This is a genomic window from Aestuariispira insulae, from assembly GCF_003385955.1.
Classification (GTDB): Bacteria; Pseudomonadota; Alphaproteobacteria; order UBA8366; family Aestuariispiraceae; genus Aestuariispira; species Aestuariispira insulae.
In genome coordinates, this window is record NZ_QRDW01000001.1 from 235,163 (window position 1) to 251,268 (window position 16,106).

Sequence of the window (16,106 nt, forward strand, 5' to 3'; positions counted from 1 at the left end):
TCCAGGCCGCGCAAATCTGCCTGCCCCGTTCAGAGACAGTCCGTCAAACAACACCATTGGATAAGATTCGCAGCCATACCAATCTAAAGCTCCCAAAACGAAGCCTCACGCCACTCTCGCCCCTTACCCCAAGATGAAGAGTCATGGCGTTCATCCACTTCTAGGGGAATCTATCACAAGATGATTAACGGGGACTTAATCGCCCGGTTTCTGCGGCAAAAACATAGTTCTCCTTTTTTCAGGCACTTATGGAAAAAAAATAAAACAAGTCTTGTCAATCGACACAAAACAAGACAGCGTTCCACTGATATATCAGAGAGAAAGAACCAACCAGATGTCGATCTTGCCAGAATTTGAAACCGTCGAAATGCATACCGGCGGTGAACCCGTCCGAATTATCCTAAAAGGCTATCCCGACATACCAGGAACAACGATCCTGGAGAAAAGGCGTTATGCCAAGGAGCATTTGGATCATTTCCGGCAATTTCTGATGTACGAGCCACGCGGCCATTATGATATGTACGGGGTTATCCCGGTCAGCCCCAGCCACCCCGATGCCCATCTTGCCGTTTTGTTCATCCATAATGAAGGCTATAGCACCATGTGCGGCCATGCCACCATCGCACTTGGGCGGTTCGCGGTTGACCAGGGCATTGTGCCGCCCAGCGAGCCTTATACGGATGTGAATATCGAGTGCCCCTGCGGTTTGGTCCAGGTTCGAGTCGAGGTCAAGGAGGGCCGTGCCGGAAATGCCAGCTTCCTGAGTGTTCCCGCCTTTTCCTTTGCCAATGACCTAAGCCTGACTCTTAGTGAATATGGCGAAATCCGGTTTGATATTGGTTATGGTGGCGCCTTTTATGCCTTGGCCGACGCCGGTCAATTCGGCCTGGATATCAGAAACTCCCGAACCCGGGATCTGGTGGATGCAGCCACCGCTTTAACAGAGCGAATAAAGTCTGATATTGCGCTTTCCCATCCTGACGACCCGGACCTCGCTTTCCTGTATGGCACAATTCTGACGGATGGATCAGATTCCTACGGTCTCGAACCTACCGCAAACATCTGCGTTTTTGCCAATGCTCAGGTGGATCGCAGTCCGACCGGGTCCGGTGTGACAGCCCGCATGGCCGTACAATATTCCAAGGACCTGGTCCGGATCGGGCAGGAACGCAGATTTGAGAGTGTCACCGGCGCGTTGTTCACCGCTGCAGTCAACAATGAAACCAGTTGCGGTGACTATCCTGCTGTCCGGGTCCTCGTATCCGGGAAATCCTTCTATTCCGGGAGCTGCCACTTCATTCACGAGACAGATGATACGGTCGGAGCTGGATTTCTTTTGCGCTAACAGCGATAGTCCCTTGTTATCGATTTATGGCGAGCTCCCTCTTGTGCACCGTCGGCATTAAATATATCTGTGATATATGCAATTGTATCAGGTAGGCGAAATGAACAGTAAAACAGAGACCCTGGTTATCGGTGGTGGCATTATTGGTATCTTCAGCGCCCTTCAGCTGTTGCGTTCCGGCCAACGGGTTTCATTATTGGAATCCGGTGATCCGGGGAAAGAAGCCAGCTTCGGCAATGCTGGCTGTCTTGCTGTCTCCGAAGTCGTCCCAATTTCTCTGCCGGGTATGCTGCGTCATGTGCCAGGTTGGCTGATGGATCCGCTTGGCCCACTTTCCATTCGCGCCCGCCATTTCCCCAAACTTGTGCCCTGGTTGATGCGCTTCAACCAAATGGGCAATGATGCCCAGGTTGAAAAAGCCTCCCGCGCGCAGGCGGACCTGATGAAACTCACCGAATCCGAATGGCGTGAAACGTCAAACAACAGCAATTTTGCCGACCAGGTCACCTGGAATGGCAAGCTGATGGTTTATGAAACCCAAAAAGGCATGGAAAACGACCGCGGCTATTGGGAATGGTGCCAGAAAAACGGTGTCGAATTTCATGAACTGAGCGGCGACGAGATCCGCCAAATGGAACCCGCGCTCACCACCCGCTTTGCCGGCGGAATCCTGACCCCCGCCTATGCCCATGTCAGCGACCCCTATGAAATTGCCCGAACGCTTCTTGACCGGTTTGTTGCCGAAGGCGGCACCGTTATTACAGCGCGGGCGCGTCATTTCGCGGACAGCCACAGCCTGCTTTTGGAGAATGGCGGGACAATCGCCTTTGAAAAAGCAGTGATAGCGGCCGGTGTCTGGTCCAAGAAATTGGCCAATGACTTAGGCTATAAAGTGCTGCTGGAGGCGGAGCGCGGTTATAATACCACCCTGCCTAATGCCGGTCTCAAGTTAAACCGACCAATCATGTTTGGTGAACAGCATTTCGTAATCTCTCCGCTTGCCTGCGGTCTGCGCATCGGTGGCGCTGCGGAATTTGCGGGTCTCTCCGCCCCGGCCAATTTCCAGCGATCCAAAAATCTGCTGAAGATTGCAAAAAAGTATCTGCCCGAGCTGGATGAGACGGAAAAACGGGAATGGATGGGGCCGCGCCCCTCAACACCGGATTCGCTTGCCGTGATCGGGCAGGCGCCACGCCATCCCAATATCCTGTTTGCTTTCGGTCATGGTCATCTGGGCCTGACCCAGGCAGCAGGAACCGCGCGCCTGGTTCAGCAATTGGCCAATGGCGAAAAACCGGCTATTGATCTCAGCCCCTTCTCCATCGAGCGATTCAACTAAGGTTTTAATCCGGATCAGCCAAGCTCGCGCATGATGGAGCCCTTGCGGCGTTCCCAATCACGTTTCTTGATACTGTCGCGCTTGTCGACTGTCTTTTTGCCCTTGGCCAGCCCCAGAGACAATTTCAAGATGCCCCGGTCATTGAAATAAAGTGACATGGGAACCAGCGTCATGCCATCACGGGTCACCGCCCCCAACAACCTTGCCAGTTCTTTCTTGTGAACCAGCACTTTGCGAGGCCGTTTTGGCTCATGCTGCTGTTTGATATGGGCATGGGGATATTCGCCGATATGCACATTAAACAAATACAGCTCGCCGTTTTTCGGCCCGGCATAAGCATCGCTTAAGCTGATCGTCCCCATTCGCAAGGATTTAACCTCGGTTCCGGTCAGAACCAGCCCCGCCTCAAGGGTTTCAATGATTTCATAATCATAGCGCGCACGGCGGTTCGTTGCCACGCGTCCCGTTTCCAGCGCGGTTTTATTCTTTTTCGTGTTCTTGTTCTTACCAGCCATCAGAAATCGTCTTTGCTTACAGCAGACCTGCTTGTTCCAGAGCGGCCTTCACCTGCGCCTTACCCGCATCGGTGATTTCTACAACCGGCAGACGACCATTGGCGTTGGCTTTGCCCAACAGACTGGCAGCATATTTAACCGGACCGGGCGAGCTTTCACAGAACATGGCCTCATGGATCGGCATCAATTGGTCTCGCAAGCGGGCAAACTCATCCCAATCCTTGTTCTGCCACGCCACATGTAGGCGCGAGCAGAGGCCGGGCGCGACGTTGGAGCTGACCGAAATACAGCCGTGACCACCCTGTGCCAGAAAACCGGCAATGGTCGCATCCTCGCCAGAGAGCTGACAGAAATCCTCACCGATCGCCAACCGGGTTGCCAGCGGGCGTGAGAGGTCGGCAGTTGCATCTTTGACTCCGACAATGTTGGAGAAATCCTTCGCCAGACGCGCCATGGTCGCAACCGACATATCAATCACGCTGCGGCCCGGAATGTTATAGATGATGATCGGAATATCGGTTGCTTCAGCAATGGCCTTGTAATGCTGATAAAGGCCTTCCTGGCTTGGTTTGTTGTAATAAGGGGTAACGACCAGCGCCGCATCGGCACCGACCTCAGCCGCATGGCGGGTGAGCGAAATGGCTTCCGCAGTATTGTTGGAGCCAGTTCCCGCAATCACCGGAATATTCCGCGGCTTGGCAACTTCCAGGCAAAGATCAATCACACGCTCATGCTCATCATGGCTGAGAGTGGGAGATTCTCCGGTGGTTCCCACCGGGATCAAACCGTGCGTGCCTTCGTCGATCTGCCATTTGACAAAATCCTGAAATGCCTTTTCATCAACGGCACCATCCGCCTTCATCGGCGTGATCAGGGCTGTCAGTGATCCATTAAACATTGCTGGCATTTCAACGACTCCTATTGGTCAAACGTCTTGTCGTCCCTAAATCCTTTTAAGGCAGGCGGGACAATACCCATAGCCGGGCCGAGACACAAGCGGTTCCACGCATCCGCGCGGTCAAACCCAACCTTTGTCAAGAGGAAGAAATGAAAAGCTATCCCTTGCTGATAAAATGCCCTGCCCTTACACTTGGGCTCGACCGGACACAGGAACAGGACGGCTGGACAGGTTTCGGGGGCTCAGCAATTTGACGGGGTTGAACAACCAGATGGGCATTGGCAGAAAACTGCCGCATGTGCGGTTCGCATTTTTACTGGTTTTCCTATCCTTCTTGGCCGGAACGGCCCATGGCACCCCTCCCAAATTGTTGTCTGTGAAAGATCAGAAGGAATACCAGGCAGCCTTTTTGGCAGCCGACAAGAAAAAGTGGCAGGCGGCCTTCCGCCATGCCGGCCGCACAACGGAGAAGCTGCCGTTAAAAGCCCTGCAGTTTCAATATTATCTGGACCGAGGTACCCAGGCCTCTTTTGAAGAGATTACCTCTTTTATTGATGCCAATCCGAACTGGCCCCTACTTACAAGCCTGCAGCGCAACGCCGAACAGCAGATCACAGAAAAGACGCCCCGGAAATTACTGCTTGGCTGGTTTACCAACAATCCACCGGTCAGCGCACGCGGCATGCTGCATTACGCGAATGCACTGATACAGATTGGACGCCAACAGGATGCCAAGGCACTGATCCGCACCAGTTGGGTCAAAATGGACCTGACCACAACAGATGAAAAAACCCTGCGAGCCCGCCACCGCAAATGGATCTCCGCGGAGGATAACCTGGCCCGGCTGGAACGTCTGTTATGGGAAGGAAAAACCAGGGCGGCCCTGCGTCAGGCACGATTGGTGTCCAAAGATTATCGCGCCCTCGCCGAGGCTCGGGTGACATTGCGGCGGATGGGATATGGCGTGGATCGTGCGGTCAACAGGGTCCCGGCCAAGTTGAAAAACCATCCGGGACTGGTTTATGAAAGGCTGCGCTGGCGGGTCCGCAAGGACCGCTACCCGGACGCTATTGACCTGGTTTTAAACAGCAGGGCTGACGAAAGCGCTTATCCTCACCTTTGGTGGCGGCAGCGATCGATCCTGGCGCGTTGGGCGTTGAAAGAAGGGCGGATCAGCCAGGCATACCGATTGGCCGCCGGTCATGCGGCCAAGGGCGGTTACGCTTTTGCCGATGCGGAATGGACCGCCGGCTGGATCGCCCTTCGTTTTCTGCGCGACCCCTCCATGGCGCTGGGCCATTTCAAACGCATGCATGCAGCCGTTTCATACCCCGTTTCGCTCTCAAGAGGTGCCTATTGGACCGGCCTTGCCTATGAGAGCATGAATAACAAACATGAAGCCCGCCTGTGGTTTGAAAAAGCCGCGGCCTATCCGACGCGGTTTTACGGGCAAATGGCCGCAAACCATCTTCCATCGTCATTGCGTCCCGTCCTACCCGCAGAATACCGGCCAGGTGCCGCTGAGGTCTCAGCCTTCAATAAATCCGAGATTGTGCGTTTGATCCGGATGCTGGATCAGGCAAAGGCAGAGGATCAGACCAAACGCATGATTCGCCATTTGGCACAGACAGTTGAAGATGAAGGCTCATTCGTGCTGATCGCCAGGCTTTCCCATGACTTGGACCGGCCCGATCTCGGCGTCTATACCGCCCGCAAAGCCAACCAAAAACTGTTTGCGCTGACTGAGACCGGCTTCCCGACATTATCTTTGAAATCAGGCAACATCCTGGACCAGGCCGTTACGCTGGCGATCATCCGGCAGGAAAGCGCCTTTGATGTGGCTGCGCGCAGTTCGGCTGGGGCCCGGGGTCTCATGCAGCTTATGCCCGCAACCGCCAAGCAGGTCGCCCGCCAGAATAAACTGAAATACAGCCGCGACCGGTTAACGGTCGATGGTGCCTACAATGTCACACTGGGACAGAGTTACCTGGCCGGTTTGATCGACCGGTTTGATGGTTCTCTGCCCATGGCATTCGCTGGATATAATGCAGGCCCGCATCGGGTTAAACGCTGGCTGAGAGATTACGGTGATCCACGCAATTCTGCCGATGAGGCCCTGGATTGGATCGAGTTCATTCCTTACGAGGAAACCCGGAATTATGTACAGCGTGTTCTGGAAAATGTTGTGGTGTACCGCCAACGGGAACAGGGGCGCCACGTGGCGCTGAATTGGGAATTGATCAACAGCCTTCAGCCCTATCCCTCCAACTGAGGACAATCATGGAAACGCTCTCTGGGATCAAAGCCTGTGTTTTTGACGCCTATGGCACATTGTTCGATGTCCATGCCGCTGCGGCAAATTGCAAACCATTGTTGGGGGAGAAATCCGACCAACTGTCCTCGCTTTGGCGTCAAAAACAGTTGGAATATACCTGGCTGAGAAGCCTGATGGGCGAGTATGCCGATTTTTGGGACATCACCCGGGACGCCCTGGATTATGCAATGGCAGGTGTCAAATTGGCTGATCCGGATATTCGTGCGCGGCTGCTGGATCTTTATTGGGAGCTGGATGCCTATCCCGAAGTGCCTGAAATGCTCACAGAGTTGAAATCAAATGACTTAAAAACTGCCATTCTTTCAAATGGTTCCCCTGACATGCTGACAGCCGCTGTTAACTCGGCCGGATTACCAAGCCTTTTGGATCAAGTGCATTCTGTAGCGGATATTGGCATATTCAAACCTGCACCGATTGTCTATCAGATGTCTGTTGATCGCCTCGGAGTTTCAGCGGACGAGATCTGCTTCATGTCTTCGAACGCTTGGGATGCGGCCGGGGCCGCGCATTTCGGATTTCAAGTCGTTTGGGTCAATCGTTTCAACCAGCCGCCGGAACGCCTGCCCGGCAAACCAAAGGCTGTCCTGCCGGACCTCACCAAACTTTCCGAACTTCTGCGGGAGGCACGTCGGTAATGCAGGAATTCAGTGAGCATTTGTTTCGCGCTCAGGACGGAACCCGTCTCTATTACCGGGAATATGGTGAGCCGATCCCCCATCAGCCAAGCATTTTATGCCTGTCCGGACTGGCCCGGAATTCCAAGGACTATCATCGTGTGGCCCTGCGCCTGAAAAGCCAGGGTTTTCATTTGGTCGTGCTCGATTATCGCGGACGTGGCCGCTCTGACTATTGCGCGGATCCTACCAAATATAATCCAACCGTTTATCTGGATGATATCCGGCATTTGCTCACCCTGCGAAACCTCCATAAAATCATATTGCTGGGCACCTCACTCGGCGGCTTGTTAGGCATGGGGCTTGGGGCCGCCCTGCCATCCGTTCTGGAAGCGGTCATCTTGAATGATGTCGGCCCGGACCTGAAACCTGACGGGTTGGATCGCATCATCGGCTACCTGTCCCAACGTCCGGTTTTCGAAAGCTGGGAAAAGGCAGTCAGCCACATCAAATCGGTTTTTCCCCAGGTCGGTTATGAGCGTGAGGAAGATTGGCGCTGGCTCACGGAAAACAGTTGCAAGGAATGTGATGACGGCATGATCCGGTATGATTGGGATCCGAATATTGTGATGCCGATGCGCATTAAGGCGCCCTTACCGGATCTATGGGCACTTTTCCGATCTCTTAGCCATGTTCCCGTGCTTTCTTTCCGTGGTGGCACATCTGATATCCTGACCGAAGAAACCTTTGCACGCATGCACAGAAGCCATAATAATATCACCTGTGTGACCGTGCCTGATGTCGGGCATGTGCCATCCTTACAAGAACCGGAATCCGTTGAGGCTTTGGATGAATTTCTTCTCCCCTACCGCAGAAGCGCGGCCGCAATTCAGTGACATTCTTCAAGCTGCTGAACGTATCAAAGGCAAAGCCGTAAGAACGCCTCTGCTGGAGTCTCCCATTCTCAATGAGCAATTGGGAGCAAGGGTTCTTTTCAAACCGGAAAACCTTCAGCGAACCGGTTCGTTCAAATACAGGGGTGCAACCAATACCATCCAGGCTTTGAGTGATGAGCAAAGACGCAATGGTGTCACGGCTTTTTCTTCAGGAAATCATGCCCAGGGCGTTGCCGCAGCAGCAAAAGAAGCGGGCATACCCGCAACCATCGTCATGCCCAAGGATGCCCCCTCGATCAAGATCAGGAATACCAGGGCCTACGGTGCCGACATTATCCTTTATGACCGTTACACAGAAGATCGGGAGGCCATTGGCCAGCGGGTTAGCGAAGAGACCGGCGCAACCTTGATCAAGCCTTATGACGCCTCTCTCACCATTACCGGCCAGGGAACGATCGGCCTGGAGATCGCCGAACAGGCTGCGGAAATGTCGTTGCAACCGGATATCATCCTCGCTCCCTGCGGCGGCGGCGGCCTTATGTCTGGGATTGCCCTTGCCAGTGAGGAGCTTTTGCCAAAAACCGAGCTTTATGCGGTGGAACCAGCTGGCTTTGATGATACCGTGCGTTCACTGGCGAGCGGCACACGTGAGACCAACAGTGCCGGTGCACGGTCATTCTGCGACGCCCTGCTGTCGCCGTCGCCGGGTGAAATCACCTTCCCGATCAATCAGAAACTGCTCAAAGGTGCCGTTTCGGTGACAGATGAAGAGGTCACCGAAGCCGTCAAGTTAGCCTTTGGTCAAATGAAATTGGTTGTCGAACCGGGCGGCGCCGTCGGTTTGGCCGCTGTGTTGGCCGGGAAGATCGATATTCGGCAAAAAACCATCATCGTCGTCCTATCCGGGGGCAATGTGGATGCGGAATTGTTCCGCACCATCCTAGCGGCGTAAGCAATATTATTCTGCGGCACTGGCTCCGGAGGCACCTGTTGTCTGCGGACCGGAGGACACAGTGGCACCGGGCGCGCCGGTGTTTTCCCGCGTTGCCTGAGCTGAGTCCGCAGGATTATTTTCCGGTTGATCTGTATTCATGGCTTGCTTCAACTGGTCCGGCTCAACCCGTTTGCAAAGGCCCTGCACATAGGCCCCGGCTTCAATGGAAAGACTGTCATGACGAATGTCGCCAGTCACCCGGGCCGTTGCCGTCAAAACGACAACGCGGGCTACGATCTCGCCCTTAACAGTGCCGGCAATCCGAATGTGGTCACCATAGATCGTGCCTGTCACAATTGCGGTTTCCCCCACAGTCAGCTTGCTGCTGCGAACATCGCCATCAACCTTGCCGTCTATCTGTATATCACCGTCACTGACCAGGTTGCCGACTATGGCCAGATCCTGTGCGAGCACCGAAAGCTGATTATGATGAACCGGCTTTTTCTCCGCCTCTGTTGTCGGAGATGATTTAGCCCTTGTAAACATGGCGCCCCGCTTCAATGAACAACACCGGATCCACGGGCTTGCCATCCACCCGGATCTCATAATGGACATGAGGGCCGGTACTGCGCCCCGTGCTGCCCAGTTTACCGATCACTGCACGATGTCCGATTTCCTGCCCCCGCTTGACCAGCACTTTTTTCAGATGGCCATAGCGTGTGATGATGCCACAACCATGATCAATTTCCACCATGCGACCATACTGATTGCTATTACCTGCCTTGGTGACTTTGCCAGGCGCAGTTGAGAAGACTTTTGTACCCGGCCAACCACCCATATCGACACCTTTATGCATGGCCCGTTTGCCGGTGAAGGGATCCTTGCGCTTTCCGAATTTGCTGGTCAAATGATAATAGTCAACCGGTGAGACAAGCGGGGTACAGCCCAGCACTTTTCGCAGGGCCTGCCAGCGCTGCACCTTGTTTTCAAGATGCCCGACATTCATCGCCAGATCCGCCGAGCTGCCGGTAATACTGCCGCCTTCTTGTTCCAAAGGCCCGCCCTGGCCGCTTGCAAAGCCGGTCAGCGCCAGCATGCGTTCCACATCCAAGCCCGTGGAGGCAATCACCTTCTCAGACTGTGCGATATTTGCCGACGTATCATCGGTGAGCTGTTCCACCAGCGCCATTTGGGTGTCGTGAAGGCTTTCGATCTCACCGAGCAAAGCCAAAGCGCGTTCCGGTTCACCAGCCCCCGTGCGATCGTGCGATGTTGGTTCGTGACCGGCCACCCTGCTCAGCCCGTCCAACACCGTATCCAGGGCGCGGTTGGCCTTAACAGCCGCATCCCGGCTTTTCTCCAGCTTCGTAATCACACTGGCACTGCCGGTTTCCAGCAAGGCAAGCTGTGCCATACCGCGAAATTCTCCGGTTTCGTCAGAGAGATCCGCCAATTGCGCTGTCGGTGCCACTTTTTGCAGCCGCTCGTTCACGGCCGCAATACGCCTCTCAATTTCAACCTGGTCGCGGTTCAATTGGTCCAGCCGGTCGCGGGTGGCAGCCAGTTCAACGGTCAAAAGTGCCTTGTCGCGCTCCAGCTTTTGTGTGCTGCCTTGGGACTGGGTCAATTGCGCGTTCAAGGTTTCAACTTCAGAGATCAGGCGCACGCTGTTATTCCGCGAGCGGCTAATGGAATCTTTCAAACTGTCGACCCGGCTTTCAAGCTGAGTCCGCAACAGGATCAAATCCTCATTCTCCTGGCGTGCATCACTCAGGGACACATCCTTTCGCCGGGCATCCCGTTCCAGAGACCGGATCGAATCATGCGCATCCGCCAGGGTTGCCTCCAACTCCTTGATCTTGTCATGCAAGACATCCCGCGACGCAATCAGGCGATGCCGCTCATCCGGAGGCACATCCAGATCGATATAGGCTTGATTCAGGGTCCGCGTCAGCGCCCGACCGATATCGACAAAGGCGGTCATCTCTTCGGTTAAGTCAGACGAATCCGCAGCAACCAGTTGTCCATTGACGAGCCGCTCGGATATCTCGTTCGAGATCGTCTTAAGCTGTTTCTGATAGGCACCCAGCTCTCCCAGCACGCTGTCATAAGCCAGCTTTGCCTCGGCAATTTCAACACGTCGCTGATCCAGAAGATTATCCTGATAAAGGCTTGCCACGGTTGCGCCGGTCGCCCAGGTCAACCCAATTAATGCGATCGCCGCACTGCCGGCCTGGAATGCTGTGGTCAACCGGATATGGCGAACCCGGTCTTCACTGCGGAGCAAAAGCTCCCGCTCACGGAAAAGGCGCTGAAACCAGGTTTTCCGTTTCTTTTGTGACAACAGCGACTTACCCAATGCGCTGCCTGACGATTTTCTATCAGCCATTCCTGTTCTCACAGGTCCCCATCCGAATGTCCAAGCCCCGGGGGCCTAACGACCCCCTCCATGCAGTGAAACTGCGGTTGCAGTAGAGAATCTTCAGCGCCCAGAGTCAAACGATTAGCTTAGAATAACCGATTCGTCGGCATTCACCTAATCTGCCGACAGCCACAGCTGTCACTAATAAGATTATGAGATTCTTTTGGAAAGCCGGTTCAAGCCCGGTCCCGGTCGTCCTGAACCACAGGCTGTTCATCATAATTGAGCCGGTCTTTCGGGAAGATTGCAAAGACCGTCGTTCCCTTGCCCGGTATGGAATCAATCTTCAGTTTGCCCCCATGCGCGTCCATCAGCATGTCGGATAGCGGCAGGCCGAGCCCGGTTCCTTCTTCCGATTGAGTCCAAGGGCTATCCAAGCGGCCAAAAGGCTGCATAACGGTCTCAATGTCTGTTCCAGACATGCCTAACCCCGTGTCGGAAACATAAAGCTCAAGCTCCTGCGCCTCGTTGACCTGGGCACCAACCACCACCTTCCCCTCTTCGGGTGTGAATTTGATAGCGTTTGTGACCAGATTGAGAAGAACCTGTTTCACCGCCCTTTTATCTGCGCGCAAGACCGGTATACCATTGGTCAATGCCTTGCCGAGTTCAATACGCTTATTGCGCGCCCGGTATTCCACAAACCGTGTGCAATCCGATAGCAGAGCCGGCAAGTCGATAATGTCATCGCGTGGGGTAAAGGCACCGGCCTCAATCTTTGAAACATCCAGAATATCGTTGATCAAATCAAGCAGGTGGCTGCCGCTGGTGAAAATATCGTCGGCATATTCCTTGTATTTAACCCGGCCAACCTGCCCCAGCATCTCCATCCGGATGATATCCGAGAAACCGAGAATGGCGTTTAGCGGGGTTCGCAATTCGTGGCTCATATTCGCCAGGAACCGGGATTTGGCCTGGTTGGCCGCATCCGCGTCCTCCTTGGCCATCTGTAATTCCATCTCACGTTTTTTCAGCTCGGTGATATCAGTCCTGACCGCAACCGTGCCACCCGCGCTGGTCCCATGCTCGGTGCACAAAATCCACCGCCCGTCATCCAAGCGAAGCACTTTTTGCTCGTTGTATTTTCGATGCGCTTCCAGCTGCTCGGCCACAAAGACATCCTCGCGCCCCTCCGCTCCGGGGAAGTGGTTCGCCGCCACCCCCGCCCGGACGATATCCTCGAAATAAGCCCCTTCCTGGACCACCTGGGCAACCCTGGGAGTCAAACTGACAAATTTCTTGTTGTAGAGCACCAGACGGTCATTCTCATCGAACAGGGCAAATCCGTCCGACATGGAATTCACTGCGTCGCGCAGCCTCGCTTCGGATTCACGGGCGCGCTCTTCACTCTCACGCATGGCGTTTTCCGCATTCGCCTGCAGCTTGAGCATTTCGTTATAAGCTTTCACCACCTCGCCCAGCTCATCGGTCGAGGTCCATTCCACCGGCGTGCGGATATCGCTGTTTTTGACCAACTCGATGGAGTTCATTAATTCCCGAAGGGGATAACCGATGGTCCGCTCGGTCGCGATAACCGTCGCAGCCACAATCACCGCCGTCAAAATGATAAGGATCAGCGCATTTCGCTGCAGCCGGCTGAAAACCTCTTGACGCATCCGCTCTCCATGCAGGGCGACAGTCACAGAACCGATGATCTCCTCATGGTCGCTCGCGCTATAGACAATCGGCAAGGTTTTGGAGACGGATACCGGGACATCGCCGACACCGCTTGCCCGCAATGACGCCACTTCCTCGCCCGTGAAATCACGCACGGTCACATAGAGAAAATCCGGATCCTGTTCGAGGGCCAGCAAAATCGGGCTGATCGCACGGATATCATAGTTCCAGAGCGGACTGGCCAGAGCCAGGGCCTGAACCTTGGTGTTTTGCACCAAGCGCTGCTGGAGGTTCTCCTGCGCCGAAGTGATCCCGGCATATTCCAACAGCGCAAACAGCGAAATCATGCTGATTGCAATCAACGGCAGGACGACAGACAACAGTTTCGCCCGAATTGAGTTGATCAAATTAAACATACAGAGGAACCGTCAGCCATCCATCCTTGCACTGCTACCTGCTTGCCTTGGTGCCGGGCAAGAATATGACATTTGTCTATAGCTGGCCACAAGATATCCAACTAAGCGCATAAAATGTCTTCAAAATCCGAATCTCTGGCGATCTGTTTCACCAACCAATTCTGAAACCTCTTGATACTGGGATCGTTGCGTCGATCCTTGCGATAGACAAGACACCAGCCTTCTGGTTTGCGGATTTCACACTCAAAAGGCTTAACCAGTCGCCCCTTACGCAATTCCTCCATGGCCCAGGGGCCATTGACCAGCGCTATCCCCTGCCCCTCGATCGCGGCTTTCATGGAGAGGATATAGCTGTCAAATGTCGGCCCCGGTGCCTCAGCCAACTCCGGCACACCCGCCGCCGCGAGCCAGTCATCCCATTCCTCTGGCGCGGTATAGACCCGCAACAGGGAATGGCGGCCCAGATCCTGCGGGGATTTAATTCCCTCATCGCCGTCAACCAGTGCCGGGGCGCAAACGGGATAAAGCACACCGTCGAACAAGGGGACATATTGAAGGTCCTGCTGTTTCTTGCGCACATAGAGAATCGCCAGGTCCGCATCATTCCGATCAAATTCCCAATCCAGATAGGACGTGGAAAGGCGCACCTGCATGCCAGGCTCCGCCTGCTGAAAGTCATGCAGCCGCGGCACCAGCCAGTTCATCGCAACCGTGATATAGACCTGCAACGCCAGCACATCCGGCGAGCCTGTTGCGGTCAGGAAACGGGTGCCGTCACTGATCCGGTCAAAGGCATCCCGCAAAATCGGATAATAGAAGGCGCCTTCTTCCGTCAACATGACAGAGCGCGCCGAGCGGTTGAACAGAACTACGCCCAACTGTTCCTCAAGCCCCTTGACCTGATGGGAGACTGCAGAATGGGTGACGTTCAACTCCTCCGCAGCTTTGCGGAAGCTTAAATGCCGTGCCGCCGCTTCAAAAGCCCTGAGCGCACTAAGACTGGGAATTTTACGGGCCATGGACCAATATCACTCTTTGGTTACTTGAGCTCAACTAACGGTGAAAAGCAATCATTTGCTAGCACCCCCACTTTACAGGCAAAAAGCGCATAATAACAATATCGATGTTGGGAGAGCGTCATGAGTGAGGTTCAACAGGTATCACGCCGAAGGGGCGGAAGGCAAGCCCGCCAGGCATTGAGGGCCGCGCCAAAGACCGAGGACGCCCGTCCTGTCCGTGCTGGCCTCGATGGCGGTAGTTTTAAACCGCTGAAAGAATCGGATATCTTCCGCATTCATGAAGCAGCCTTAACCGTGCTCGAAACCGTGGGCATGGCTGATGCCCCCCCCAGCTGTATCGATTACATCACCAAGGCGGGCGGAATACTCGCTGACAATGGCCGACTGCTCTTCCCCCGTGCCCTAGTCGAAGACACCCTTGCGAAGGCTGCGCGCAAATTTGTGTTGCATGGCCAGTCGCCGGAACATGATCTGGAACCTTGGGGCAGCAAGGTCCATTTTGGCACCGCCGGTGCCGCGGTCAGCATTGTCGATCCCTTTACCAAGCAATACCGCCATTCCAACATTCAGGATCTTTACGACCTGTCCCGACTGGCGGATCGGATGGACAATATCCATTTCTTCCAGCGCATGGTTGTGCCTCGCGACCTGCCGGAACCGGCAGATATGGATTTCAACACCTGTTATGCTTCTGTCAGCGGCACGACCAAACATGTGGGATCCAGCTGGGTCAACCCGAAGCATCTGGAGAAATCACTGGAGATGCTTCACTACATCGCCGGCGGTGAGGGTAAATGGCGCGCACGCCCCTTTGTCAGCCAATCCAACTGTTTCGTGGTGCCACCGCTGAAATTCACCGAGGATGCCTGTGCCTGCCTGGAGGTTGCCGTGCGCGGCGGCATGCCGGTGCTGCTGCTTTCCGCCGGACAGGCCGGGGCCACCAGCCCAGCCGCCCTTGCAGGCTGCATCGTACAGGAAGTGGCCGAGGTCCTGGCGGGGTTGGTTTATGTTAATGCGATCAAACCGGGCCATCCGGCAATTTTCGGCACCTGGCCCTTTGTTTCCGATTTGCGCACCGGTGCTATGTCCGGTGGCTCGGGCGAGCAGGCCCTGCTTTCGGCCGCATGCGGGCAGATGGCACAATTCTACGATCTGACCGGCGGTGCGCCGGCCGGCATGACCGATTCAAAACTGCCGGATGCCCAGGGCGGCTATGAAAAAGGCTATAACCACGCGCTGGCTGCCAATTCCGGCCTCAACATGATCTATGAATCGGCCGGGATGCATGCAAGCCTTTTGGGGGCCTGTTTCGAAAGCCTGGTCATTGACAATGACTCCATCGGCGCGGTGCTGCGCACGGTTCGCGGAATCGAAATTAGCGAAGATTCGCTCTCGGTCGAGGCCATCCGCCAGGTCTGCACGCAGGGCCCCGGCCACTTCCTGGGCCATGACCAGACCCTGAGCCTGATGGAAACGGAATATGTCTATCCACAGGTCGGGGACCGGACCAGCCCGAAGGAATGGGTTGAACAGGGTGAAACCGATGCGGTCGAAAAAGCCCATAAAAAGGTCCGGGAGGTGCTTTCCACCCACTATCCCCGGCATATTTCCGATAAGATGGACGAGGAAATCCGGGCCAGGTTTGACATCAAGATCGACCGCGCGGACATGACCGCGGGCAATGGTCGCTGGGAGCGTTCAGCCTGAACGAACCGGCAGCAGGACAAGAACAGGCGAAGAGTAGAAGGATAAAGAA

At 54.9% G+C, this 16,106-nt stretch carries 13 protein-coding genes; 7 read left to right on the forward strand and 6 right to left on the reverse strand.

The features are described from left to right. Window positions 1-334: 334 nt before the first annotated feature. Together DFP90_RS01200 and DFP90_RS01205 are read left to right on the forward strand one after the other, a co-directional pair. The gene (locus DFP90_RS01200) at window positions 335-1,345 is read left to right on the forward strand and encodes a proline racemase family protein (protein ID WP_245956934.1); all 1,011 of its coding nucleotides are present in this window, start codon (window positions 335-337) and stop codon (window positions 1,343-1,345) included. Window positions 1,346-1,445: 100 nt separating this feature from the next. Continuing rightward, entirely contained in the window at window positions 1,446-2,684 is a 1,239-nt protein-coding gene (locus DFP90_RS01205; RefSeq protein ID WP_181905120.1) for an NAD(P)/FAD-dependent oxidoreductase, read from the forward strand. A 14-nt stretch (window positions 2,685-2,698) separates the two neighbouring features. On the opposite strand, the gene smpB is transcribed toward DFP90_RS01205, so the two are convergent. Together smpB and dapA are read right to left on the reverse strand one after the other, a co-directional pair. Continuing rightward, window positions 2,699-3,199, reverse strand: coding sequence for an SsrA-binding protein SmpB (gene smpB / locus DFP90_RS01210; RefSeq protein ID WP_115934594.1), 501 nt, complete (start codon window positions 3,197-3,199; stop codon window positions 2,699-2,701). Window positions 3,200-3,215: 16 nt separating this feature from the next. Further along, the gene (dapA, locus tag DFP90_RS01215) at window positions 3,216-4,097 is read right to left on the reverse strand and encodes a 4-hydroxy-tetrahydrodipicolinate synthase (protein WP_115935472.1); all 882 of its coding nucleotides are present in this window, start codon (window positions 4,095-4,097) and stop codon (window positions 3,216-3,218) included. Window positions 4,098-4,347: 250 nt separating this feature from the next. On the opposite strand from dapA, the gene DFP90_RS01220 reads away from it, so the two are divergent. The 4 genes from DFP90_RS01220 to DFP90_RS01235 are packed head-to-tail and all read left to right on the forward strand — an operon-like array spanning window position 4,348 to window position 8,894. Further along, the gene (locus DFP90_RS01220) at window positions 4,348-6,369 is read left to right on the forward strand and encodes a lytic transglycosylase domain-containing protein (protein WP_181905121.1); all 2,022 of its coding nucleotides are present in this window, start codon (window positions 4,348-4,350) and stop codon (window positions 6,367-6,369) included. A gap of 8 nt (window positions 6,370-6,377) precedes the next feature. Then, on the forward strand, window positions 6,378-7,067 hold the full coding sequence (locus DFP90_RS01225; RefSeq protein WP_115934596.1) for a haloacid dehalogenase type II: 690 nt from the start codon (window positions 6,378-6,380) through the stop codon (window positions 7,065-7,067). Further along, window positions 7,067-7,942, forward strand: a complete 876-nt coding sequence (locus tag DFP90_RS01230; protein WP_115934597.1) for an alpha/beta fold hydrolase — start codon at window positions 7,067-7,069, stop codon at window positions 7,940-7,942. Before DFP90_RS01225 ends, DFP90_RS01230 begins: the two co-directional genes overlap by 1 nt. Beyond that, window positions 7,896-8,894 (forward strand): threonine ammonia-lyase, encoded by a 999-nt coding sequence (locus tag DFP90_RS01235; RefSeq protein WP_115934598.1) that lies wholly within the window; start codon window positions 7,896-7,898, stop codon window positions 8,892-8,894. Before DFP90_RS01230 ends, DFP90_RS01235 begins: the two co-directional genes overlap by 47 nt. 6 nt (window positions 8,895-8,900) lie before the next feature. On the opposite strand, the gene DFP90_RS01240 is transcribed toward DFP90_RS01235, so the two are convergent. The 4 genes from DFP90_RS01240 to gcvA all read right to left on the reverse strand — a co-directional run bounded on the left by DFP90_RS01240 (window position 8,901) and on the right by gcvA (window position 14,350). Then, on the reverse strand, window positions 8,901-9,422 hold the full coding sequence (locus DFP90_RS01240) for a bactofilin family protein (protein ID WP_181905122.1): 522 nt from the start codon (window positions 9,420-9,422) through the stop codon (window positions 8,901-8,903). After that, window positions 9,406-11,265, reverse strand: a complete 1,860-nt coding sequence (locus DFP90_RS23145; protein WP_115934600.1) for a M23 family metallopeptidase — start codon at window positions 11,263-11,265, stop codon at window positions 9,406-9,408. Before DFP90_RS23145 ends, DFP90_RS01240 begins: the two co-directional genes overlap by 17 nt. Before the next feature lie 209 nt (window positions 11,266-11,474). Further along, window positions 11,475-13,331, reverse strand: a complete 1,857-nt coding sequence (locus DFP90_RS01250) for an ATP-binding protein (protein ID WP_115934601.1) — start codon at window positions 13,329-13,331, stop codon at window positions 11,475-11,477. Window positions 13,332-13,432: 101 nt separating this feature from the next. Further along, window positions 13,433-14,350, reverse strand: a complete 918-nt coding sequence (gcvA, locus tag DFP90_RS01255; protein ID WP_115934602.1) for a transcriptional regulator GcvA — start codon at window positions 14,348-14,350, stop codon at window positions 13,433-13,435. A 120-nt stretch (window positions 14,351-14,470) separates the two neighbouring features. Between gcvA and DFP90_RS01260 the strand changes: the two genes are divergently transcribed. Then, window positions 14,471-16,057, forward strand: coding sequence for a trimethylamine methyltransferase family protein (locus tag DFP90_RS01260; protein WP_115934603.1), 1,587 nt, complete (start codon window positions 14,471-14,473; stop codon window positions 16,055-16,057). Window positions 16,058-16,106: the final 49 nt, after the last annotated feature.